The sequence below is a fragment of the Spirochaeta cellobiosiphila DSM 17781 genome (genome assembly GCF_000426705.1).
GTDB lineage: Bacteria > Spirochaetota > Spirochaetia > DSM-17781 > DSM-17781 > Spirochaeta_E > Spirochaeta_E cellobiosiphila.
Genome location: NZ_KE384554.1, coordinates 653,987 through 679,258, shown reverse-complemented (window position 1 = coordinate 679,258; position 25,272 = coordinate 653,987). Strand labels below are relative to the sequence as shown.

General features: G+C 40.6%; 20 protein-coding genes and 2 tRNA genes. 12 read left to right on the top strand and 10 right to left on the bottom strand.

Annotation, left to right across the window (positions count from 1 at the left end):
• Positions 1–32: 32 nt before the first annotated feature.
• The 5 genes from K345_RS20585 to K345_RS0109960 form a co-directional block, all read right to left on the bottom strand.
• Entirely contained in the window at positions 33–1,793 is a 1,761-nt protein-coding gene (locus tag K345_RS20585) for a LysM peptidoglycan-binding domain-containing protein (RefSeq protein ID WP_037571725.1), read from the bottom strand.
• A 122-nt stretch (positions 1,794–1,915) separates the two neighbouring features.
• On the bottom strand, positions 1,916–3,094 hold the full coding sequence (gene metK, locus K345_RS0109975) for a methionine adenosyltransferase (RefSeq protein ID WP_028974033.1): 1,179 nt from the start codon (positions 3,092–3,094) through the stop codon (positions 1,916–1,918).
• A 64-nt stretch (positions 3,095–3,158) separates the two neighbouring features.
• Positions 3,159–3,470, bottom strand: a complete 312-nt coding sequence (locus K345_RS0109970) for a hypothetical protein (RefSeq protein ID WP_028974032.1) — start codon at positions 3,468–3,470, stop codon at positions 3,159–3,161.
• A gap of 43 nt (positions 3,471–3,513) precedes the next feature.
• Positions 3,514–4,215, bottom strand: coding sequence for an ANTAR domain-containing protein (locus tag K345_RS0109965; protein ID WP_028974031.1), 702 nt, complete (start codon positions 4,213–4,215; stop codon positions 3,514–3,516).
• A complete protein-coding gene (locus K345_RS0109960; protein WP_028974030.1) occupies positions 4,216–5,142 on the bottom strand; it encodes a hypothetical protein in 927 nt (308 codons plus the stop codon).
• 42 nt (positions 5,143–5,184) lie between these two features.
• Between K345_RS0109960 and mfd the strand changes: the two genes are divergently transcribed.
• The 6 genes from mfd (at position 5,185) to K345_RS0109930 (ending at position 15,988) form a co-directional block, all read left to right on the top strand.
• Positions 5,185–8,577: a transcription-repair coupling factor gene (mfd, locus tag K345_RS0109955; protein WP_028974029.1), complete on the top strand. Its 3,393-nt coding sequence runs from the start codon at positions 5,185–5,187 to the stop codon at positions 8,575–8,577.
• A gap of 57 nt (positions 8,578–8,634) precedes the next feature.
• Positions 8,635–10,890 (top strand): phosphoenolpyruvate--protein phosphotransferase, encoded by a 2,256-nt coding sequence (ptsP, locus tag K345_RS0109950; protein WP_028974028.1) that lies wholly within the window; start codon positions 8,635–8,637, stop codon positions 10,888–10,890.
• Positions 10,890–11,699, top strand: coding sequence for a DNA/RNA non-specific endonuclease (locus K345_RS0109945; protein WP_028974027.1), 810 nt, complete (start codon positions 10,890–10,892; stop codon positions 11,697–11,699). The genes ptsP and K345_RS0109945 overlap by 1 nt, the downstream gene beginning before the upstream one ends.
• An 87-nt stretch (positions 11,700–11,786) precedes the next feature.
• Positions 11,787–12,458: a tRNA (guanosine(46)-N7)-methyltransferase TrmB gene (gene trmB / locus K345_RS0109940; RefSeq protein WP_037571974.1), complete on the top strand. Its 672-nt coding sequence runs from the start codon at positions 11,787–11,789 to the stop codon at positions 12,456–12,458.
• A 9-nt stretch (positions 12,459–12,467) separates the two neighbouring features.
• Positions 12,468–14,606, top strand: a complete 2,139-nt coding sequence (locus K345_RS0109935) for a cation:proton antiporter domain-containing protein (protein ID WP_245584615.1) — start codon at positions 12,468–12,470, stop codon at positions 14,604–14,606.
• 11 nt (positions 14,607–14,617) lie between these two features.
• Positions 14,618–15,988 (top strand): citrate/2-methylcitrate synthase, encoded by a 1,371-nt coding sequence (locus tag K345_RS0109930; RefSeq protein WP_028974024.1) that lies wholly within the window; start codon positions 14,618–14,620, stop codon positions 15,986–15,988.
• A 49-nt stretch (positions 15,989–16,037) separates the two neighbouring features.
• On the opposite strand, the gene fusA is transcribed toward K345_RS0109930, so the two are convergent.
• Positions 16,038–18,056, bottom strand: a complete 2,019-nt coding sequence (fusA, locus tag K345_RS0109925; protein WP_028974023.1) for an elongation factor G — start codon at positions 18,054–18,056, stop codon at positions 16,038–16,040.
• A 69-nt stretch (positions 18,057–18,125) separates the two neighbouring features.
• Between fusA and K345_RS0109920 the strand changes: the two genes are divergently transcribed.
• From K345_RS0109920 to K345_RS0109895, 6 genes are all read left to right on the top strand, one after another.
• Positions 18,126–18,545, top strand: a complete 420-nt coding sequence (locus K345_RS0109920) for a CAP domain-containing protein (RefSeq protein WP_028974022.1) — start codon at positions 18,126–18,128, stop codon at positions 18,543–18,545.
• Between the two features lie 48 nt (positions 18,546–18,593).
• Positions 18,594–18,666 (top strand) — tRNA-Val (locus K345_RS0109915).
• A gap of 9 nt (positions 18,667–18,675) precedes the next feature.
• Positions 18,676–18,748: transfer RNA gene (locus K345_RS0109910), tRNA-Val, on the top strand.
• A gap of 304 nt (positions 18,749–19,052) precedes the next feature.
• The gene (locus K345_RS0109905; protein WP_028974021.1) at positions 19,053–19,241 is read left to right on the top strand and encodes a hypothetical protein; all 189 of its coding nucleotides are present in this window, start codon (positions 19,053–19,055) and stop codon (positions 19,239–19,241) included.
• Positions 19,241–20,086, top strand: a complete 846-nt coding sequence (locus tag K345_RS0109900; RefSeq protein ID WP_028974020.1) for an SPFH domain-containing protein — start codon at positions 19,241–19,243, stop codon at positions 20,084–20,086. The genes K345_RS0109905 and K345_RS0109900 overlap by 1 nt, the downstream gene beginning before the upstream one ends.
• 285 nt (positions 20,087–20,371) lie before the next feature.
• On the top strand, positions 20,372–21,088 hold the full coding sequence (locus tag K345_RS0109895; protein WP_028974019.1) for a DNA-binding domain-containing protein: 717 nt from the start codon (positions 20,372–20,374) through the stop codon (positions 21,086–21,088).
• A 227-nt stretch (positions 21,089–21,315) separates the two neighbouring features.
• On the opposite strand, the gene K345_RS20580 is transcribed toward K345_RS0109895, so the two are convergent.
• The 4 genes from K345_RS20580 to K345_RS0109875 form a co-directional block, all read right to left on the bottom strand.
• On the bottom strand, positions 21,316–23,082 hold the full coding sequence (locus K345_RS20580) for a sensor histidine kinase (RefSeq protein WP_053228198.1): 1,767 nt from the start codon (positions 23,080–23,082) through the stop codon (positions 21,316–21,318).
• Positions 23,082–23,771, bottom strand: coding sequence for a response regulator (locus K345_RS0109885; RefSeq protein WP_028974018.1), 690 nt, complete (start codon positions 23,769–23,771; stop codon positions 23,082–23,084). Before K345_RS0109885 ends, K345_RS20580 begins: the two co-directional genes overlap by 1 nt.
• Positions 23,772–23,790: 19 nt before the next feature.
• Entirely contained in the window at positions 23,791–24,417 is a 627-nt protein-coding gene (locus K345_RS0109880) for a phosphate signaling complex PhoU family protein (RefSeq protein WP_028974017.1), read from the bottom strand.
• 82 nt (positions 24,418–24,499) lie between these two features.
• On the bottom strand, positions 24,500–25,261 hold the full coding sequence (locus tag K345_RS0109875; protein WP_028974016.1) for a DUF6675 family protein: 762 nt from the start codon (positions 25,259–25,261) through the stop codon (positions 24,500–24,502).
• Positions 25,262–25,272 lie beyond the last annotated feature (11 nt).

The window sequence follows — 25,272 nt, the reverse complement described above, 5'->3', positions numbered from 1 at the left end:
CTAATCTTAGTTTGTCTGTCAACTCCCTTTAATCAACTTTTTGGAAGCAGATTCACTAAGGCTTTTGATATCTTATCTACATCACTTTGTCTTAGTTCTGAGAAGCGAATTGCCCAAGAATGATCCTTGTAATAAATGTTGCGAAGTTCAATTAATAAAGCAATATCTGCGGGATTATTACGTAGAACCGCCAAGTCGCGTCCAGTACTATAAGCTCCATAACCTAAGTAGGGGATAAGCTTTTCTGCAAAATCCGCAGAATTTTTATCAAATTGATTCTCGTTATCTAGATAGAGGATTCCTGTACCCTTAGGGGACTCAGGCGCATTGTCCGCATGAAGACTAATAAAAACCCTCTTGCCAGCCTCTACATTATCAAAGGTCTGTTCCGCAATCAAGACGCGTTTTTCCAGTCCTGCATGTCCTCCTCTAGGCCAGTCAAGAGGTCGATCGGCCACATTCAATGACGCTAGGTTATAGACCTCATTTGTCTGATGAACAAGGGTATATCCTGCTGGGTCAGTATTTCTAATAGTATGGTTTGGACTTAATATAGTTAAGGTAACATCTGCTCCATTGCGAACAAGGGATTCTGTTAGTCTTAAAGCGATATCATAGACATATTCATCTTCAACCACATAAAGGGTATCACCTCGGCCATCTATGCTTTCTACAATGGCTCCTGGATCCAATCCTCCATGACCTGGATCAATTACAAAGTGGTATCCTGCTAGCGCATTACCAAGGGATGGTTTCTTTTTCACATCCTTAATCCAATGACTATACAGGTCTACTGCTTTTTGAAAAGTTAACCAAGGACCTTCTTCAGGGGCTTCTCTGTATTCTTTGTCAGGTTGTGACAGGGCTGTTGGAATGTAGTTATAGTAGGAATCTCCATTATAGATGATTTCATTATCCGCTGTTGGTTCCTCTTTGGGGAGTGCCTGTGTTCCTTCAAAGGTTACTGTGGTTTCTGGAGCAATAACTTTAGTAGGCGCCTGTGTTCCTTCTAATTTAAGGATCTGATTTGGCTGAATAAGGTCATTCTCCAGGGTATTCAACAATCGTAGTTCTCCGACGCTTACTCCAGTATTTCTGGAGATACTATACAGAGTATCTCCCTTTTGAACCACATAGGTATTCACTTCTAAGGTTGTAGAAGCTTCTGTCTGCTTTTCTTCCTCTTTTGCTTTTATGATAGGGTGAGCTTGTCTGGTTAATCTAGGTTTTGTATTAATAGAAGCAATGGCTATCGGAGTTAGGTATAGACGATCACCAGGGAATATCCTTGAATCAGGTAACTGATTATAAGTCATGATGTCATTAGGATTTAAGCCGTTGTTGTAAGCTATATCTTCTAGAGTTTCCCCTTTTTTTACGATATGAACATTGGCTGCTTTCGATTCTGGTAGGGCTACTTTTATTTCCTGTCCTTTCTTAAGACGTGAGAGCCGGCCTCCATTAAGTTCACGTAACTCTGACACAGACATATCATATTTACGGGCTATTCCCCATAGGGTGTCTCCCGTTTTGACAGTATAAGTGTCATAACCGGTCACAGGAACTGGTTGTTTTATTAAGGAAGTCTCTTGTTTTCCCACTATAACCCTTTGTCCTGTGTATATCGTGTTATTCTCCAGTTTGTTCCATGTTCTTATCTGATCAACAGTGATATTGTATTCTCTGGCTAAGGAATAGAGCGTGTCTCCTCCAGTGACCTCGTGAATCATATCTTGTCCATATATCAGTAAACTTACAGTACCTAATAAAAGTAAAGTGATTAGTCTTTTCATTAATAAACCCTTCCCAGTAACATCTTTGTTATAATTTTCGGATTTTATTAGCCAAGGTTTAGGGAATAGGTATAAAAAAAGAGCAGGAATCCCTGCTCTTCGCTTTTGTAAGTTTCCTCAATCTATAAAAGAACCTTCTGTAGTTCTGATACTTTATCTGTTGCTTCCCAACTGAATATATCTCTACCAAAATGCCCGTAAGACGCTGTTGGCAGATAAATGGGTTTTAATAGATCGAGAGTCGTAATGATTCCTCTAGGGGTCAGGTCAAATACTTTTCTAATTCCTTCTTCTATCTTATCTTCGGCGATATCTGAAGTTCCATAGGTGTTAACATAAACACTAACAGGTTCTGCCACACCAATAGCATAGGCCAGTTCCACTTCACATTGATCTGCAATACCTGCGGCAACAATATTCTTTGCCACATAACGGGCCATATAAGCGGCAGATCTATCCACTTTAGAAGGGTCTTTACCACTGAAAGCTCCCCCACCATGAGCCGCTTTACCACCATAGGTATCAACAATTATCTTACGGCCTGTTAAACCAGCATCTCCCTGGGGCCCTCCAATAACGAATCGTCCTGTTGGATTAATGTGAAAGATAGTTTTATCTGAAAAGAGTTCTGAAGGAAGAACATCTTTGATTACTTTTTCTATCAGATCCTTCCTTAGTAATTCTAAAGTTATTTTATCTCCACCCATAACATCATGATGCTGATGAGATAAGACCACTGTATCAATGTGATTAGGAACACCATTCTTATACTCGACAGTCACTTGACATTTTCCATCAGGTCTAAGGTAGGGGATGGTTCCGTTTTTTCTTACCTCAGCGGCTTTCTGCATAATACGATGGCTGAATTGAACAGGAGCTGGCATAAGTTCAGGAGTGTCCTTACAGGCATAGCCAAACATCATTCCCTGATCTCCGGCTCCCATTTCTTTATGTAGTCCTACACCTTCTGTGACACCTTGACTGATATCTGGTGATTGTTCGTTAATACTACTAATGATGGCACAGGAATTGTAATCAAGGCCATAATCTGATTTGTTATAACCAATATCTGAAAGTACCTTCTTGGTAACTTCCCTAATATCTATATATCCTTTTGTCGTGATCTCACCTCCGACCAGAACCATACCTGTGGTTGTAAAACATTCACAGGCCACTCTGGAATGGGGATCTTGTCGCAGCGCTTCATCCAGAATGGCATCAGATATTTGGTCACAAACTTTGTCGGGATGACCTTCTCCCACGCTTTCCGAGGTGAACTTATAGTCTTGTCGTCCTTTCAAGGGGATCTCCTTTTTATTTATCTATGGTTAATGTAAAACTTCTCTATAGTACGGTCAAGAAGGCTTACTTTATTACAAAGGCTTCACTTTTTAAGGCGTAACTTCCTCTCTTGACCCATATTTTCATCATTTTATACCCCCTTCCATCCTTATCAACAGGACTGGGAAGATCTTCTGCATGAAGAACATTGGATAACCTAAATTCATAAAACTGGGTAATGCTATCTAAGGGATCAGGGATAAAGATTACTTTATCCTTGTCATAAGGATGTTTTCTCGGAGAACCTTTATATATGACTCCTTCTTGAAGATAGCTTTTTGAATCATCATAGATAGATATTTCTGATATGGGAGCTGACTCTAAATACTTAAGCACACTATCCTCCTTACTCTATATTCTAAAACCTTAATTTTTCTTGTCAAGCTGATCTGTTATTCATTTTTATTAGACTCTCTTTCACTTCTGAAGGAAGATTGCGGAAGGCAAGGCGTAACTGTCTGTTGTTTTCTAATATATCAACATTGATATTATATATATGACCTTCGAGGCTTAGAGAGCCTTCGGTTAAGGATGTCCCTTTCTCCAGATCTGAAGTGCTTGGAATATCATCAGGTAAAAAGGTAAAGCCCTCTTGATTCATGTCTGTGACAATTCCTGTTATCAACTGAATACTTTTAGGATGGGTGAAGATGTATTCCATACTCTCTTCTTCTGTGACATTTGTCTTGTTTTGACTATCATTTTTATAAGCTTTATAGCGTTTGAGTATCTTTTCCAGTTGGCTATAATCCAGTTCTGTTTCCAATTTATTAGGGAGCAGGGCGTTCGCTTCAAGATGAAGAGCTTTACTGGCTTCTTCCCAGGGATAGTTTTCTTCTGTCAGAAGAATGCAAATGGATTGTTCTTTATCGTATAACTGTCTGAGTAGATAAAGGACGACTTTCCAATGTCTGGGGAAATGATATGCTGATATAAGAACGAGATCAGGCTCTATCTCCCATAGATTATCCATAGCTTTTAAAGGACTTAAATAGTGAATGATGTCAAAGCCCTTTGATTTTAGTCGTAACCTAAGGGTCTCTTTGAAGCTGGTTTCAGCATGTATAAGGAGAACCTTCATTTATTCTGTTCCAAGATTAATAACTTTGTAATCATAGATCTGCCAATAACCACCTGTATAACGCAGATAGTAGGTGAAACGTTTTATCTCAGTGAAATCTGGATTACGGAATTTTTGAATCGTATCAACTGTCCCTTCTGTTGGTGTATAGGATGTTTTTTGTATGGTATAAGACCAGGGAATGGTACTAATATCATAACTGATCTTGTCTTCACTTAAAGCCATTTTAAAGTCTCGCAGGGCAGACATCCTTTCTTCTTCGGTCATGCGGTAGTACTGTTCTTTTCTCATGTCATCTCTTAAGTACAAACTTTCAACGTCCAGGTATAAGAAAAACTTCTCCCAAGAAGAGCTTTGTCTGGCTTTTATGGTATAGGCCACCACCTTATCAGGGGATAAATCAGCTTTCTGTAATATTTGTTCTTTGGCTACTTCTATGATCTGTTCTGTTGGTTTTTCTGCAGTCCCCGGGCGAACATCCAAGTTTAGCCAAGGGCTTTCCAAGTTTTGTCCTCCTTCCAGGGTAGGAGTAAAAATAGCCTTAATACGGTACATCCCAGGTTCCGCTATATTGATAAAATCATTCAGCTGGACATCAAAGGAATAAATTTCTCCTGAACCTAACTGTACTTGTCTATAGAAGACTGCTTGATTTGTCGTCTTTCGTATGGTAAATTCCTGCGAATGGGGAAGTTCTCTGTTTGTTAGGGTCCTTACTGTAAAGTCCAGGTTATAAGCTCTATAATTAGCTAGCTCCAGGGATTGGAGTTCGGATGTGTCATTAACGACATCCACTTTAATGCGAATCTGACTATCTGGAAAATATACTTGCTTATCCATAAAACGGATATCAAGACCTAGCTCACCCGCATAAACAGAAAGTGATATAAGCATAAGTATTAGTCCCAGGCTGATTCTTTTGTACATTATCTTCTCCAACATTACTTTTTAATAGATCGGAAGAACCTGATGTCAACATTATTAGAAAATACACTGAATGATAAAATAAAGACTTCTCCTGCATGGAAGAGTTTAACCAATGCTGTCGCTCATAGAAAGTTCCCCATCTATATAAGTGGGGCTCAAGGGCCGTTTTTAGGTTACCTTAGCAATAAACTGACAGAGTATGTCAAGGGTAGTTGTTTATTAGTGACCTCAACAGAGAAGGAAGCTCAAGTCCTCAAGCAGGATTTAGAGGCCTTTTATGATGAGGTTCTTGATTTTCCCTGGTGGGGGACCATGGCTTATAAAGGAATAAGTCCCCAGTCTTCCATCTTTGGGGAACGATCCCAGGTTCTCTCTTACCTTCTCCTCAATAAAGGTAAGAAGTTAATCGTCACATCCTTAAGAGCCTTTTTATCTCCTTTACCTGATACAGAATACTTTAGAGACAGAATGACTGTATTAAAAAAAGGGGATCTCTTTGATCCTATGGAGCTAGAGATTCAGTTAGCATCCTGGGGATACTCACGAGTTCCTCGGGTAAGTGTGGCTGGTGAGTTTGCTTTACGTGGAGAAGTACTGGATATTGCCCTACCGGGAGCAGAAGAGGGACTACGTATTGTCTTTAACTTTGATCAAATTGAAGAAATAAAAACCTTTGATATAGGAATCCAAAGTTCTACAGGGGCTTTAGAAGAAGTTCTCATTTATCCGGCTAAGGAAATGGTCTGGGATGATGAACGTTTAGATGTCCTTTCCTCCCATCTTGATCAAATCCAATCTAAGGATACGCTTTGGTTTGATGAACTAAAAGCAACGAGAGAAATGCGGGGAGAAGAACTTCTCTATCCTCTCGCTTTCAATACCACCACTTCCTTATTGGATTATCTCAATGAAGAAGATACGGTCTTTTTTGTAGAATATGAAAGAATTCAGTCCGCTTGCGAGCCCATACTAAAGGAATATAAAGAACTTTATCGAAAAGCTCTTGTTGATGATGTTATTGCCCCTTCACCAGAAGTCTTACTATTAGATTTAGAAAAAATAAGTGCCAATTTCCAAAGGAAAATATTCTGTATTCATCTTCATCGTGAAGATGGACCGGATACATTCAAGTTTAATTACGAAGGGGGGCGTAGTTTCTTCGGGAATCTTAATTTTCTAAAGGAAGAGATTGCTAACCTGCTTGATCAAAAGTACACCATCTATGTTGTATCCGAAAGCGCCTCTCAAAAACAGCGTATCGAATACATGTTTAAAGATATGAATGTTGAAGTCTTTCAAGCTGATATCAGTTCCGGATTTCAATTGCCTGAACAAAAGCTGGTAGTAATACAGGAAAATGAAATCTTTGGTCGCAAGAAGAGAGTGGCTGCCTCTTTTAAGAAAGCGAAATCTCAGGCAATAGATAGTTTTGTAGAACTCAATCCTGGGGATTATGTCGTACATGTAAACCACGGTATTGGTATTTTCAAAGGAATAGAACGGATAAAAGCCGCTGGGAATGAACGGGACTATATCTGCGTTGAGTATGCCGATGAGGAGAGGATTTTCATTCCTATCGAACAGGTAAACCTTGTTCAGCGTTTTATCGGTAAGGATGGTCAAACCCCTCGAATCGATAAGATTGGAGGAAAATCCTGGGAAACCAAGAAAGGTAAAGTCAAAAAGCACGTTGAGGATCTGGCTGATCGTCTCATCAAATTGTATGCCCGAAGAAAAGAAACCCAGGGGTATGCCTTCCCTCCGGATAACGATTGGCAGGTCTCTTTTGAAGCCTCTTTCCCCTATCAAGAGACAGAAGATCAGTTAGCCGCCATTGAAGATATAAAGACTGATATGGAATCTTCTCGTCCTATGGACAGACTTCTTTGTGGTGATGTTGGCTATGGTAAAACAGAAGTGGCCATGCGAGCGGCTTTTAAAGGTTGTATAGGGGGGCGGCAAGTTGCTTTCCTTGCGCCTACGACTATTTTGGCAGAGCAGCATTATGATAACTTTACAGAAAGATTCAAACGTTTTCCCATCCGTATTGGAATGCTAAGTCGTTTTGTTAACAAGAAAGAACAGAAGCTAACCCTGGAGAAGCTTGAAAAGGGAGAGATAGATCTTCTGATTGGAACCCATAGGATTCTAAGTAAGGATGTTAAGTTCAAAAACCTTGGGTTAATGGTTATTGATGAGGAACAGCGCTTTGGCGTTAAGGATAAGGAAAAGCTAAAGGAGATGAGAAGCTCTATTGATAGTTTGTCCCTGTCGGCTACACCCATTCCCCGAACCCTTCATATGTCTTTATTGAAGATCAGGGATATGTCCGTATTAAAAACGGCTCCCCGTAATAGGCAACCTATCGAAACCTTTGTTCAGGAGTTTAATGAAGAAGTCATCGCCAAAGCCATTCGACGGGAAGTAGAACGGGGTGGACAGGTGTTTTTCCTGCATAATAGGGTAGAAACATTAGAAAACATTCAGATATTCTTACAAAATCTTGTGCCTGAGGTTATGGTAGATGTAGCCCATGGTAAAATGAGCCCCCATGAACTGGAAGACATTATGCATAGGTTCATTAATGGCGGTTTTCAGGTTCTTGTCTCTACGACCATCATTGAAAATGGTATAGATATTCCCAATGTAAACACCATTATCATTGATAGAGCTGATATGTATGGTATAAGTCAGTTGTATCAATTACGTGGTCGTGTCGGACGGTCAGGTAAATTAGCCTATGCCTATCTGCTGTATCCAGATGGACAGGCTCTAAGTGAGATAGCCATGAAACGTCTTCAGGTTATTAGTGACTTTACCGAGTTAGGATCTGGTTTCAAAGTAGCTATGAAGGACTTAGAAGTTCGTGGTGCTGGTAATTTGTTGGGAAGGGAACAATCGGGTGATATATTAAGTGTTGGATTTGATATGTACATCCGTCTTGTTGAGGAAGCTATTAATGCTAGAAGTGAAGATCGTAAGGAAGAAGCTCAAGAAGTTCTTCTTGAATTAGAATATACTGGTTTTATACCTGATTCTTATATAACTGAAGCTACAGAGAAGATGGAAATCTACAAAAAGATTGCCGCTGTTACTTCCGAAGAAGATTCGGAACGTTTATTTGCTGAGATCTATGATAGATTTGGACCTGTTCCGGATGAAGTTCAAAGTTTGTTTGCCCTATCGGAAATCCGCATTCTGGCCAAATCCCTGTTTATCCTGTCATTGAAGGAACGGAGAGGGCTGTGTCAGATTGAATTTGGTAAAGTGAGTCTTATTAATGTTAATAAGGTATTGCGACTTATCAAAGAAAGCGGAGGAACGGTCAAACTTGATCCGACCAGACCTCAAATCCTTATTATGGAAACAGGTAGCATAGGTTTAAAAGAAAAATCAGAGTTTATCAAAGATCGGCTTTCTAAGCTCACTGACTAAGCATTTTGTTGACTTAACACCCGTTAATGGACTTAAATAGTATTAAGGTGAGGCCTAATGAAAAAATATAGCGTAGAGATGATCTGCGATATTGGTGAGCTGGCAGGTTTGTTCGCTGACCGATCCAATCTTAAGGGTTTTCTCTTCAGGGTTGTCAAGATCATTGCTAACCATATGAAGGCAGATGTCTGCTCGATTTATCTCTGGGATGAAAACAAAGGAATGCTGACTCTTGAGGCCACCATAGGTCTCAATCCCGCTATGGTTGGTCAGATCCATTTTGCTCTTGGAGAAGGTATTACAGGGCTAGCCTTAAAAGAGTTACGGACCATCAGGGAGGATAAAGGGCATTTAAACCCCAACTTTATCCCTGTTGCCGGTGCGGGAGAAGAAAACTATGAGGCCTTCCTCGCTGTCCCTATATTGAGAGGTCATGAACGGATTGGGGTCTTGGTTGTTCAACACCAAAGTCCGGGCTTCTTTGATGATCAGGATAGCCGGGCTCTGAAAGCCATCGCTACCCAGCTGGCCACAAGTTTGGAAAATGCCAAGCTCCTAATGGCCTTAAATCGTACTGATTCTGAATCGGGAGATAAAAAAGGACCTCCTGGTCCCATTAAAGATATATATAAGGGAAAAGCTACTGTTCCCGGCTTTGCCTTTGGTACGGCCTATGTATTGGATAAGATGGGTCTTGAAGAAATACATGATCCTGAGGTCTTTCTTGATACCATTGAAGGTTTTGACCAGGCTGTTAATGATACAGAGAAGCAGTTAGAAGACCTACAGCAGTTCATGGAAGAACAGTATTCTGATGTAGCTTCTCTCATCTTCAGTGCCCATATATTAATGTTAAGGGATTCCGGTTTTTCCGGCACTATGTGTCAAAAGATCAGTGAAGGGGTTCCTCCTTATAGAGCTGTTATCGATGTGGTTCAAAGTTATGTTGAGATATTCTCTGCCAGCCAGAACCAAAGGCTTCAGGAAAAGGTTCAGGACGTTATGGATTTGGGCCATAGAATACTCCAGAATCTTCTCAAGTCTCATGATGGAAGAGGGGATTATCAAGGCTTAATCGTTATAGCCCGTGAATTATTTCCTTCCGAATTGATTAAAATGTCGGCTCAGAATGTTGAGGGACTCATACTATTAGGAACAGGGGCCAGTGCCCATGTGTCCATTCTGGCAAAAAGTATGGAAATCCCTGTTATCTTTGTAGAAGATGAAAGCATCTTTAATCTTAGTGAACATGACCAGATCATTTTAGACGGGCATCAGAGCACCATCCTTATTAATCCAGATGATACGGTTAAAGCCGAATACTCTGATGTGTCCATGAGTTCTATTGATTTACAAGCTGTCAGTAAGGATATGGCCGAACATACCCATACCTCCGACGGTGCTCCTATTAAATTAATGTCCAACATTAACTTATTGAGTGAGCTCCCCCTGGCCATAACCTTAAAAGCGGAAGGTATAGGCCTTTATAGAAGTGAATTTCCTTTTATCGTCCGTAATGATTTCCCTTCTGAAGAGGAACAGCACCGGGTCTATAAAAAGATCTTGGATTCTATGCCTGATAAGGAAATCATCTTAAGAACCTTAGATATTGGTGGAGATAAGGTATTAAGCTATCTCCCTTCCAATAGTGAAAGTAATCCCTTTCTGGGATTACGTGCTTTGCGCTTTTCTTTACGTAACAAAGATATCTTTATTGATCAACTTAGAGCCATGCTTCGGGCTGGTGCGGATAGGGATCTAAGAATCATGTTTCCCCTGGTATCCTCTCTGGATGACTTTCTTGAAGCTAAGGATATAGTTCATATGGCCATTGAAACTCTGGCTCTTGAACATTTCCCCTTCAATGAAGAACCTAAAATCGGAGCCATGATTGAACTACCCAGTGCTGTGGAAGTGGTAGACGAATTAGCACAGGAAGCGGATTTTCTCTGTATAGGAAGCAATGATCTGGTTCAGTATTTACTGGGAGTTGATAGGACCAACGAAGATGTTTCCAGCTTATATATCAGCCATCATCCTGCTGTCTTCAGAACCTTAAAAAGAATATCCGATGCCTCCCTTAAATATAACTGTCCGCTATCTATCTGTGGGGAGATCGCTGCCGATCCTTATATCATTCCTTTCCTATTGGGGATAGGAATAAGTAAAATCTCTGTTAATCCCAAACAGTTACCTGCTGTACAGAAGATCATTATGACCTCTTCCTTGACTAATTGCAGAGCTGAAGCAGACAAGTTGTTATCTATGGGAACGCTGAAGGAAGTCAATCGTTATCTGGGGTTAACCGTATAATGCACAAGTTGTCATTCATAGGACTTGTAGTGGGTATGCTCTGTTTAGGCTCCGCTTTATTCGGTCAAGAGTCTGAGCATATCTATCAAGGTTTGCCTTCTTCTCAAACAGATCTCATTTATTATCGGAAAGCCTATGTCATCGAATGGGATCCTGTTCACAAAGTACCTCGCTGGGTCGCTTATCATGTGACCCCTGATTATATTATGACTCCCTCCCGTAAAGGTCATTTTGCTCAGTTCCGGGGGGATCCTGATATTGATAACGAAGCCTCCGAGAAGGATTATGAGGGACAATTTCAAACCTGGCGTAATTATGCCAAAGGCCATCTGGCACCTTATTATATTGCTGGTGGAGATCGAGATCATGATGGCCTAACAGCCGCTGATGGAGATGAGGATGAATACCAAACCATCTATGAGATCAATTACATGAGCAATATAGCGCCCCAGGATCAATATGATTTTAATGGAGCCGGGGGATTATGGTATCAATTGGAAACCTATGTCAGAGAAGATTTGATACGAACTAAGGGATATGAAGTTTGGGTGTATGCAGGAACCATCTTTGGACCATCGTCTTATGATGAGTACAAGGGCATTAGTGTTCCCCCTTTATTCTATAAGATTATTTTGTATAAAAATGAAGAGGGGATTCATATAGAGCCCTATCTTCTACCTCATCAACGGGACAGTCGAGGAGAATTATCCGATTATCTCGTTAATGTGGATATGATCGAGGCCTTGACTGGTTTGGATTTTTATCCTGAATGGGATAAGGAAGAACAGGAAAGGTTTGTAGAAGAGTAATAATGAAGTAATTGTTTGAATAGAAAGGGATTAGCATCCTTAAATATCTTCTTGTACAATGTAGGCAAATTATTTAAACTAGCCATCATGACAACAGAAAGAAGAATCAAGAGCTTTGTCAAAAGAGCCAGTCGAATGACTCCCTTACAAGAGAAAGCTTTACAGGAATATAAACACATGATCCTTCCCTATACAGAAGGGAAGTCTTTTAAGATGGAAGATATTCTTCCGAGCAAAGACAAATACGTCCTTGAGATAGGATTTGGAATGGGGGATGCCACCTGGCAGATTGCCCAGAACAACCCAGATAAAGCATACTTAGGAGTAGAGGTTCACACTCCCGGTGTGGGCAAGCTTCTCTATGAATTAGGCTCTAGAAATCTAGATAATATGCGGGTAATCTCCCATGATGTGGTCCCGGTTCTCAAGGATATGGAAGCTGAACAATTAGATGGTGTTCATATCTTTTTTCCAGACCCCTGGCCTAAAAAAAGGCATAATAAGAGACGTTTAATACAAAGTGATTTTCTAAAACTCCTGAGTAGCAGAGTCAAAACAGGGGGCTATATATACTTCGTAACAGATTGGGAAGATTACGCTCACTGGGCTTTATCTTATTTTGAAGCAGAACCTTCACTGCATAATAAGTATTCAGGATTTGCGGACCCGCAAGAGTGGCGTCCTGAAACAAAGTTTGAGAATAAAGGATTACAAAAGCAACATCATATATTTGAATTATACTTTATTAAAAATGAATAGGAGTCCCAAATGAAAAGATTACTGGTTTTACTCATTGTATTACTAATTCCGTCAAGTGTTTTCGCAGAAGGTCAAGGGGTAACCCAATTAATGACAGAATTGGTTGTACAGTTGGGTATTATTCTCTTCGCAGCCAGATTAGGCGGACGTTTTTTTAAGAAAATTGGTTTGCCTGGTGTGTTAGGGGAGATGATAGCTGGTATTCTCATTGGGCCCTTCCTTCTAGGGAGTATTCCTATTCCTGGCTTTCCCCACGGGATCTTTGCTCTTCATCAGGGGGATATCCCTGTAACAGTCGAATTATACGGTTTTTCAACAATAGCTAGTGTCATTCTGCTCTTCCTGGCAGGTCTGGAAACGGACATAAATATGTTCCTAAGATATAGTTTAAAAGGAAGTTTGATCGGTATAGGCGGTTTGACCATTCCTTTTATCTTAGGGGATCTTACTGCTGTTTGGTTGATGAACGTAGACTTTATGGATCCTCCTGCTCTTTTTCTTGGTGTCATCAGTATGGCCACTTCCGTTGGTATTAGTGCCAGAATCCTGTCTGAAAAAAAGAAAATGGATAGTCCCGAAGGGGTTACTATATTAGCTGCTGCTGTAATAGATGATGTGTTAGGTATTATTTTTCTGGCCATCGTCGTTGGAATAGCTGAAAGTATTACAAAAGGGCATGGTGGTTTAAGCTGGAGTCATATTGGTATCATTACAGCAAAAGCCTTTGGTGTGTGGCTTGGTTTTAGTGCACTTGGTCTCCTTTTTAGTAAACGAATCAGTAAGTTCCTTAAATCCTTTAATAGCATCCCGGCCTTCTCCGTCCTTTCTTTAGGTATGGCCTTGGTCTTGGCAGGGGTCTTCGAACATGCGGGATTAGCCATGATTATCGGGGCTTATGTTATGGGATTAAGCTTATCCAAGACAGATATTAGTTATGTCATACAGGAGAACCTCTTTGGCCTTCATGAGTTTTTTGTGCCTATTTTCTTTACGGTTATGGGAATGCTCGTTAATGTTAAGAGTTTGATGGCACCTCAAGTGCTCATTGTAGGTCTCGTGTATTCGGCAGGATCTGTGCTTGGTAAGGTCATTGGATGCGGTCTGCCTTCCCTAGGGTTAGGTTTTAATAAAAAGGGAGCCCTGAGGATTGGGTTTGGGATGATACCACGTGGGGAAGTTTCCCTGATCATTGCCGGTATTGGTTTGTCATCAGGTTATCTGAGTCCTGATCTCTTTGGTATTGCTGTTATTATGACCTTAATATCCGTATTGGTTGCTCCTTCTCTCTTCGAAAAAGCTCTGGCCATTCCTGGTATAGGTACCCATAAGGAAGCAAAAGGTACAGATACTGTTATAACGGAATACGATTTACCATCCCCGGAAGTGGGCGAGTTCCTTGTTACTAAACTAATCAGTTCTCTGGAACACGAAGGCTTTTTTATCCATATGATGGAATTAGGTACCAGGGTGTATCAACTACGGAAAGACGACATCTTCTGTACTCTGGAAGTAGATAAGAACCAATTAAGGTTTATCACAGCCCGTGAGGATCTGGCTTTTATAAAAACCCTCATCTACGAATCCTTAATTGATATGAACAATATAATGAAAGAGGTGAAGAATCTGGCTAAACCTGATGAAATGCGCAAAGAATTAGCAACAGAAGCTCATAATAGAGGAGATTTCCATATCCATGACTATCTTGATCAAGAAGATGTCGAATTGGATTTGAAATCAAATACAAAAGATGATATAATAGGCGAACTCGTCAATATATTATACAACTCAGGCAAAATTCCCGAATCTGAAGAGGCTATTGCAGCTGTGTTTGAGAGGGAAGCTTCTATGAGTACAGGTATGCAGAACGGTGTAGCCATTCCTCATGGCCGTAGTTCCGGCATCGACACAGTTAAGGTAGCTATAGGCGTTAAGAAAGGGGGGATTCCCTTTGATAGTATCGATGGTAAACCCAGCAATATATTTTTACTGTTGATATCACCAAAAGATGCTCCAGGACCCCATCTTAAGGTTCTCTCTTCTATCAGTGCAGCGCTAAATAAGGAGGAGGTCCGTCAAGGCATACTAACGGCTCAATCAAGAAGCGATCTGTTGTCAATTATTGACCAGGGCATAAAAGATAAAAAATAAGGAGGAGAAATTTGGATAAAACATCAAAATTGAACTCTTTCCTCGAAAGGTACACCAATGTAGCTCAGGCGCAGAACAAGATTGATCCTAGAGTTTATGAGAAGTGGAATGTCAAAAGAGGATTAAGAAATTCAGATGGCACAGGTGTTGTGGTTGGATTAACCGAAGTAGGTGAAGTACACGGTTATATCATGGATGAAGGGGACAAAGTTCCTGCACCCGGGCGTCTGCTTTATCGGGGCTATGATGTTAAAGATCTTGTAACAGGTTTCCAGAAGGATAAACGATACGGTTTTGAAGAAGCCACTTATCTGTTATTGTTCGGTTCCCTGCCTACATCATCTGAATTAGCTGAATTTACTGGACTCCTTAGTGACTTGCGTGAATTGCCTAATGGTTTAATTGAAGACTCTATTCTTAAGTTCCCCAGTCGGAACATTATGAATAAGCTGGCACGTACTGTACTGGTTTATTATTCCTATGATGAAGATCCTGAGAACTTAAGCATAAGTAATATACTAAGGCAGAGTGTAGAACTCATTGCCCGATTCCCTGTGTTAACAGCTTATAGTTATCAAGCTATGAGATACAATTATTATAATGATAGTTTGTTCCTGCATCCCCCTCAGCCAGAGCTATCAACGGCTGAGAACTTCCTTTACATGGTAAGACAGGATTCCCAATTTACCCCTCTGGAAGCAGAGCTTCTTGATTTGGCTTTGGTTCTTCATGCAGAACACGGGGGAGGGAATAACTCTACTTTTAGTATACACCTTGTCTCTTCAGCAGAAACAGATACCTATTCTTCTATTGGTGCGGCTATCGGTTCCCTAAAAGGGCGCAAACACGGGGGCGCCAATATTAAGGTCTGGGAGATGTTCCAGGAGATCAAACTTAATGTTCAAAACTGGGAAGATGACCTAGAAGTCTCAGAATACCTGGCCAAGCTCCTGAAAGGGGAAGCCTTTGATCATTCCGGTCTTATTTATGGTATGGGACACGCTGTCTATACTTTATCAGATCCTAGAGCAGAACTGATAAAGGAAAAAGCGAGAGAATTAGCCAAGGAGAAGGGGCGTGAAGAGGAATTCGAATTATATAATTCTATCGAAAGACTCACTCCTGAAGTCTTTGCAGACGTTAAAGGATATCGTAAGGAAATATGTGCCAATGTGGACTTCTACACAGGTTTTGTCTATGACATGTTAAATATTCCCCCTGAGTTATATACGCCTATCTTTGCGATAGCCCGTATCGCCGGTTGGTGTGCCCACCGGGTAGAGGAACTTGTCTCTGGAGGTAAGATCATCCGACCTGCCTACAAAGCCGTTCATAACAGACGGGATTATCTTGATATGGAATCCCGTATCAGTGAAGAATAACAAAAAAAGGTTGTGCTTCCTTTGGGAAGATCACAACCTTTTTTATTAATTATTGTTTAGGGGCGAAGTGATCAAACTCCATAGCAAAGGTTCCCCTTCCTTGGGTCTGACTTCTTAAAACAGTGGAATAACCAAACATCTTAACCAAAGGAGCCATGGCTTTAACATGTTCAACAGCAGTTTTACTTTCCATGCTGTTCACAATACCTCCCCGGCTGGTTAAATTCCCAATAACATCACCCACATATTCAGCAGGTGTGAAAATATCCACTTGCATTACCGGTTCTAGTTGAACGGGTGTAGCGGATCTAAAGGCATTATCGAAACCAAGAGAAGCTGCTGCTTCATAGGCAAACTCTGTAGCCCCTTCTTCTGTATAGTCAATCTCTTCTACAGTAACCTTCGTGTCAATAACGGGATAACCAAGTAATGTCCCAGAACCAAAGGAGGACTCAAGACCTCTTTTAATCGCCTCAATGAATTGCTTGGGTATATCCTTGGTAGAAGCTTTCACTTCAACGATATTTCCTTCGTTCTTCGTAGGCTCCAGGGTTAACTTGAGCTTGGCATAATTAGACTTGCCACCAATGGTTTTATCGAACTCTTCAACGAGGGTTGTCTTCTGGGTAACTGTCTCACGATAGGATACCTGAGGATTACCGACCTTGGCGGCCACCTTGTAATCATCCAGGATTCGAGTCACAAGAACATCCAGATGAAGTTCCCCCATTCCGGAGATGACTAATTGTCCTGTGTCTTCATTTTCCTTGTAAACAAAAGTAGGATCTTCTTTACTCAAAAGTTCCAGGATATTACGAAGTTTATCCTGATCAGAGATAGACTTAGGCTCAATCGCAACAGAGATAACAGGCTCGGGAAAATCCATCAATTCCAGATAGGGTGACTTAGCATCAACTCCGATGGTATCTCCTGTCTGGGCAAACTTGAATCCTATAACTGCGGCAATATCTCCTGCTTCAATAGCATCTACCTGTTCTGGCCTATTGGAGTGCATTCTTAAGAGACGGTTAACCCGTTCTTTTTTTTCTTTATTAACATTATAAACAGCCGTTCCGCTTTTTAGGACACCAGAATAGACCCGGACAAAACACATTGGACCTGCTTGAGGATCATTCTGAATTTTAAAAACCAAGGCAGATAAAGGCCCCTTAGGATCTCTGGGAATCTCAAGTTGGTCACCTGTCTTGAAGTGATGTCCGAGAACAGGGGGTAATTCCTCAATTGAGGGTAAGTAGTCAATGACGGCATCCAATACAGGCTGTACACCAATGTTTCTCAAGCTGGCACCTGTTAAAACAGGGACCAAGGTTTGTGCAAGAGTTTGCTCTCTGAGCACCTTATGGATTAACTCGGGGGCAATGTCTTCCCCTTCCAGATATAAGTCTGTCAGTTCTTCTGAGTAAGCAGATACACTATCAAGGAGTTTATCTCTCCATTCATCCGCCTGGGACTGTAAATCCGGTCTAATATCTTTTTCAATAATACTCTGACCTTGATCTCCCTCCCAGTGGAGTTCTTTCATTTTTATCAGATCTATGACAGCTTCAAAATCACTTTCTGCGCCAATAGGGATTTGGATGGCTACAGGGTTTGCCTTAAGCTTAGCCCGCATATCTTCTAAGACAGCCGCAAAATCAGCTCCGATCCGGTCCATCTTGTTCACAAAAGCAATACGAGGAACTTTATATCTGTCAGCTTGGTGCCATACTGTCTCTGATTGTGGTTCTACTCCACCTACAGCACAAAAAATAGCGACCGCACCATCTAATACTCTAAGTGATCGTTCTACTTCGGCAGTAAAATCAACATGTCCGGGAGTATCGATGATGTTAATCTTTACATCATTCCATTCACAGGACGTGGCAGCACTGGTAATGGTGATACCTCTATTTTGTTCCTGTTCCATCCAGTCCATGGTAGCATTACCTGTATCTACTTCACCAATACGATGGCTTTTCCCTGTATAGAACAAGATTCGTTCTGTTGTTGTTGTTTTACCGGCATCAATATGGGCCATGATACCAATATTTCTTGTCGTTTTCGGCATATTTTCTCCCGCTGTGTATACTAACATAATGGTAATGGGTTGTGAAGCTCTGTCCGAAGAGGGAAATGTATGTGGTTTATTGTAATGTTATTTTTTAGTGCTTTAAATAGTTATGCTGATTCTCAGGATGCCCCTATCATCGATCAGATCATCAATATTCGACTGGAGAATCAGCTATCAGAACTAAGGGAAGATCCTATTCTCACACAGACAGCCCGTAAATATGCTTTAACCTTGGTTACAGAAGGTTCCCTCCGTCATAGAGATGATTCCGGCCATGGAGCCGCTTACCGGGTTCAGCAGGAAGGGGGGGATTACTGGACCGTAGGGGAGATTCTTGGTGCCGGTCCTACAGTAGATCAGATTCTCCATGGCTGGATGAAAAGTGCCAGTCATAGAAAGGTTATTTTGACATCCAAATGGACACGAATAGGATGGGGGATAGCCCCTTACGAACAGGGCTATGTGATGGTAATTCTTTTTGCATAAAAATGGGTTGACCCTTTTATGGGGTTCTGCTATATTTGCCGACATCAAGGGCGATTAGCTCAGTTGGGAGAGCGCCTGCCTTACAAGCAGGATGTCGGGGGTTCAAGTCCCTCATCGCCCATGACCTTGAGGGCGAATAGCTCAGTTGGGAGAGCGCCTGCCTTACAAGCAGGATGTCGGGGGTTCAAGTCCCTCTTCGCCCATTAAGAGACCGATCGATAAGATCGGTCTTTTTTTATGTCCTAAATCTTAAAGAAGGTTGTTCTAACACTTATTGGATAGTGTCTGATTCTTATCTACAAGTTTTCATTGCCATACTGGTCGCGGGAACAAGAGCGTCTTCATTCTCCTTTATAAGGTCTTCTCATAAATTTTCAAATAAGTTATTCTCTTGCCTGTGAGACACGGTCTCTGAATATAGTTAAGGAATAATAAAATAGACCAAGATATCAACTTATTTGTATTAAAATTGAACATCTTTTATTGGGTTTAAAAGGAGTGTAAAAAATGATCTCTATTATTATAGATCTTATAAAAATAGTAGCAATAATTATTCTAGGTGTAATTATTATTGGTGGTTGGCTGTTAGATTCTGGAAACGATATATTGTATATTGTTGGTATTTTCTTTGATCTATTATTAATTATTCCTATAGCGATATTAATCAAATCTATAAAACAAAAATTGGAGAACTAATGAGAAAAACTATTTTATTTTTACTTATTGCCATTTTATTCGCTAGCTGTACAGATGTTAACCCTGGCTATGTAGATGTAAGAGTCCACAAAAGAGGTAGTCGTGCTGGTGAAATCGAAGTTTTAACGACCGGTAGGTATGGAATAAAATTGAGTGCAGATGACTTTATTTTCCCAACTTTTAAACAAAATTATGTATGGACAGCTAGTAGAACGGAAGGATCAAAAAATGATGAATCCTTCACTTTCCCTGTCGAAGGTCTTAATGTTGGTGTTGATATTGGCGTTGAGTTTGCTGTAAATCCTGAAAAGGTGGAGACTATTTTTAGCGAATACCGAAAAGATTTAGCAGGTATCACTTCTGGCCCCATGAGAAACTATATAAGAGATGCTGTGTTAAGAAACGCTAAAAAATATACAAATGCAGAAAACTTTGTATCAACGAATGGAGCTGTTGATCTTATCGAAGATGTGGAAAAGGATACAATGGAATATTTTAAACCAAAAGGAATAGATGTTTCTAAGGTTTATATTGTTGGTGCTCCTCGCTATCCCTCTGATATTGTCCAAGCCATTAAAAATAAAATAAATGCCAATTTACAAGCAATACAAAGAGAAAATGAATTAAGAGAGTCAGAAGCAGAAGCAAAAAAAGCCATCGCTAAAGCCCAAGGTGTAGCTGATGCTAAATTAATAGAAGCGAGAGCCGAAGCTGAAGCTAATAGACTTAAACAAACATCTTATAATGATGCGATCCTAAAAGCCATGTGGATTGATAAATGGGATGGCAAACTACCCACGTATCAAGCTGGCAGTGACGGTAGTGTCATGTTTAGTTTTCAATAACAATAGTAAGTGTGATTGTGTGACTGTTCTATTTTACATAGTGTAGATTCCTATACAGTAAAGCCTTCTTTGTGAAGGCTTTTTTTATGCCCTAAACACTAAAGGATAACTAAGGTGATTAAAAAAAGCTTGATCTCTCAACTCTCCTTAATAGGCTATCCTTTTCTTTTCAGTACCCACTACAATCTCGAAAGGCCCTTTCGAGATTTTTTAAAGGCCCAGTAAAAAGTTTTGAAAAGCCCTTTCGAGATGTTATATTAGTAAGTAAAAAGTGAGGATCCCAAAATGAATGAACAAATTATCTATTATGAAACACAGAAAAATCATGTAAATGAAGAGGCTGGCTACCATGGAAAGATCCAATATATAGATCATCTAGATCCTAACGATATTATTGATAGTATGGTGGCCAAGAACACGACCATCACCAGACAGGACGCCCTGGCCGTTATTAGCCTCTATGAAGAGGTCATTATTGAGCATTTACAAAAAGGATATTCCCTCGCTACAGGCTTGTTTCAGGCTCGCTTATTTATGAAAGGCCGCTTTCAAAAGGAAGGTGATCTCTTTGATAAGGATAAACATACTACTCATGTCGTCTTTCGTCCTGCTATCGGTCTTAATGACAAGATCAGTTCCCATATCAGCTTTCATAAAAGACAAGAGGGAATAACAAAACAGTATTTGAAGGGAATCCATGATTTTGCTAGTGATTCGAATATCCCTAATGAAGAGGGGTACTACAAAATCACTAGAGGAAATGCTTTTGCTCTCACAGGCAGTAACTTGAAGATTTATCATTATGAGGGGCGTTACAAACTCAACTTAAAGGACTCTTCTGGAAAGATTTATGATCTAAAGCCGGCCAATATTACCCCTTCAAAGTTAACATCCTCCCTTGCCAGAGACCTTCCTGAAGGCTTGTATACTTTGTCCTATCAGGTCGAGTATGGTCAGATTATTAGAGACTACGGTAACCTCAAAGTTCAGATTGGCGACTAGGCGCAGGAATAATCTTTGACAAGTGGTGTTTAAATGTTAAACATGGAGGCTTCATAGAATCAGAAGACTTCTTGACCGTTCTACATACACTTGTACTCAAATTGGATCGTATTGCCTTAGGATTGTTAAAAGATACATTCAACATCATCACTTCTGAGAGGCTCTTAGACGAAGTTCCTCTCTTAGTCCTCAAGCTTATTGTAGATATTGAGAGACGTAAAAGTAAATTAACGGGGAATGGTGAGGGTAAAAGTACTTCCAGAACCTTCATCACTCTCCACTTCTACAGTGCCCCCGTGTACCATGGCAATATGTTTGACGATGGCAAGGCCGAGACCGGTTCCTCCCACTTCGCGACTACGGGCTTTATCTACCCTAAAGAAGCGTTCAAAAATTCTTTCCAGATATTGTTCTGGTATGCCAGGACCATTATCAATGACCCTGATGATGGTTGATGTCTTATTCTGTTCTGCCTGTATCTGGATGAGGCTTTTTTCTGGACTGTACTTTACTGCATTAGATACCAGGTTCTGAATAGCCTGTTCAATGAGTAGACTATTGGCATTGATAATGAGGCGATCAGAACAATCAATCTTTATTCCAATATTTTTCTTCTCACAGATCTGTTGTTGTGTCTGAACGCAAGACTGGAGTGTTGTGGTTAGATTAAAATTGTGTCTTTCAATTTCTCCTCCCTCTACTTGTTCGATCCCACTTAGGCTAAGAAGATCATCAATGATGGAGGCTAGACGATGACTTTGTTTGTCTATAATACTAAGGAAGTGTTCTGCGTGTTGAGGTTGGGAGAGGGCCCCGTTACGGAGTGTCTCTACAAAACCCATTATGCTTGTGATAGGAGTACGCAACTCATGGCTAACATTAGCTACGAAATCCTGGCGCATCCTTTCCAGTCGTTTCATTCTGGTAATGTTGTTCATCACCATGAGAATGCCTACTTTTTGATTATTCTCCCCTGTGAGCAAGGTAGAGTGAACTCTAAAATACTGCTCCGGAGGTCCTGTTAGGGTTATATCCTTTTCCTGAAAGCTTGTGTGGTCAGTGGTCATGGCTAATTTATGGAGTTCTGTAGAATGGAATACTTCTAAAAGGCTTAACCCCTTTACTTTGGTCTCCTCTATTCTAAAGATCTGTGACGCCGCGGGATTGACTGATTTGATTCTCAATTGATTATCAATGACGATAACCGCTTCTACCATGCTGGAGAGCATGGCTTCTAATTCTTTCTTTTGTCTTTCTGTGGTGATGATGCCTTCGTTAAGGTCGGTAGCCATTTTTACGATGGTATTACTTAACTGGGCTATTTCTGTGGTCTTTTTATCCGGTAGGGGATGGGTAAAGTCCCTTTTTGAGAAAGCCTCTGCTGCTTTTGTTAAGAGGGATAATTGTTTGGTTATCCTGTTGGCTGTAAACCAGGTGATGATGGCTGTTATGATCAGGATGAAGATACTGAAGAGGCCCACCCTTTCTAAGGTGTTCCCCATTTCCTCCTTAATGGAGGTAATCGCTTTGGCGGTTCGTACCACTCCTATGATATCCCCGCCATCATTATAATAGGGGATAGCTACGTATAGCATATCCTGATTGAGTGTCCGGGAGTAGCGGGTGGCCACACCAATTTTTCCCAACATAGCCTCTTGAACTTCGGGACGTTTGTTATGGTTCTCCATGATAGTGACATCATAATCCGAGTCTGCTACAACGTTTCCTTGTTTATTCACTACTGTAACTCTGGTTTTAGAACTGCTAGTGATCTCTTTCAGGTTTTTATCTAACGCTGTTAAGGAACTGGCTAAAGCAGAATTGGAAGATATGCTCCTCCATATAACGGCTTGATCTGTCAATTCACTGGTTATGTTTTGAATTGATTGTGAGCGTATGGAGGTGATGCTGATAATGGTTAGTATCAGAAAAGAGATGAATATGGTTAAAATATATACTGAGTAAAGTTGGGCTAATAAGGTTTTAGGCCGCACTAACGAGCTCCTTGCAACCTGTAACCTATACCTCTGACCGTTTCAATACAAGAACCTTGTGTTCCTAATTTCTTTCGAAGTCCCAGGATCTGCACGTCTACAGAACGTTCGGTTACAGGATAGTTCCCACCTCTGACTGCATCTATGATTTGATTGCGTGAGAATACCCAACCGGGATTTTCTGCTAAAAACTTAAGTATAGCGAATTCGGTAGCAGACAAATTAATAGGTTCGTCATCGATAAAGACTTCGTGTCGGGACACATCTATTTTTATGCTTTGTACTCGAATTACGGTTTCTTTTGTGTTCTTTTCTGTTTTTCTTCTTAATACGGCTCTGATCCTGGCTATGAGAATATTAGGGCTAAAAGGTTTGGCAATATAGTCATCGGCTCCTAATTCCAGGCCGGTGATGATATCAGAATCCTCGCTTTTGGCTGTTAACATTATGATAGGTATGTTCCCTGTCTCAGGGGTCGATTTAATTGTTCTACACACATCCAGTCCATCAATACCGGGTAACATGATATCCAATATGACTAGATCCGGTTCTTTTTCCTTGGCCTGCCTTAGTCCATTTTCCCCATTACCTGCCCGAAGAACCTTATATCCTTGAGCTTCCAGGTTGTAAGCAATTAGTTCTAAAATATCTGCGTCATCTTCAACAATCAATATTGTCTCGTGAGCCATTTCTGTCCTCCCTCGTTGATTATCTCATTATATGAATTTCTGAGGCGATATTCACGGTTCTATTTCCAAAACCTTCTAAACTAGAAATCATGGAATATACTGTCAGACATTGATCCACATACTGGGGATCCTCTTTCATCTTTTGTTTTAATTTATACCGTAATGCCCCAATTAGGTCTTTTATTTTTTGTGATTCCCTTAGGGCCTCTTGTTGATTTCTATCTGTTTTATGTAAAAAATCACTTAAGACTTGTCTTAACAGGAGAATACAGGATTCGGAGATCTTCCTGACAGAACCGGAAGGATAGCGTCTTTGTTCTGTTCCGAGCTCTATAACAGCTGTGGCCATGTGGCCGCAATAATCGGCCATTCTCTCCAGTTCAAAGATAACCCGTATCCCTGACATGAGATTTTGTAAGTCTGTTGCTATGGGATGTTCTGTGGCAATGGATGTTAGAACTTTTGTGATTAGGTCACTCTTGAAGCTTGCCATCTCTTCTTTATTATCCAGAACAGATTGGGCTTTTCTCATGTCCGAATCGATTAGAGCCTGGGTGGCCGTCCAAAGGCTCTCTTCTATCATGGTTCCCAGACGTAATATGTTCTGATTAATGCTATCTATTTGATGTTTTAATTGTTGTCGCAAAAAAACTTCCCCCCGTTGTAGACAATACATAATCTTCATAGGGGGTGAGTCTGTTGTTAGAAAGTTGTTAGAATTTGGTTAGCTATTTAAGGATTGTGTTCATATATTCTCTTTCAAACCAATCGTTAATGGCTATTAGACGATAGTAAAAGGAATCTTCCTTGCTTTTGGCTAATCCGAATAATTTAACAGTATCTGCGGACATGACTCCATAAAGGAGCACATGATCTTCTTCCACTGATACTTGTAGACGGATAATAAAATTATCGGGCTTTAATAAGGTGATAAAGGCCACTTTCATAGGGGTTTTATTCTTGATTTCCATAATAATGGAATTGTTTTCTACAGTATAAATTATCTGAGATCTATGCTTTCCAAACGTTTTATCTTCCTGAGCTACATATAAGCTTTGATGGTCAGGGAGGGTATCAAATTGTAAATCCTTTAAGGTCTCTTTTGCATTGAGATTTTCAATACGGGCGGATTCTACGAAAAGGGTTCGCATATGTCCTCGGGATGCAGAATAATATTCGATTCCTTTGAGTGTGCTTACCTTGTTTAAGACATTATATATCTTCAACAATACTTCTTTGTCTGTTAGGCCTGTTGGTTTGTCTAAACGATAGAGTCCTTCAATTGTGAGGCTGGGGTCAAAATCAGAGGGAAAAGTGATGGCTTTCTGACTTGAAGGCTGCAAGCGAAGGTTGTCTAGGCTTGAGGCAAAGGCAATGACTTTGTTTTCCTTTGCGTAGGTCTCTTCTTCCTCTGCTGTTAAGTTCTGACCGTAGAGGTTGAAGCTTGTAATAAGTAAACTGATTAAGATTGAAATTCCTGTTATTCTCATGATAGGATTAC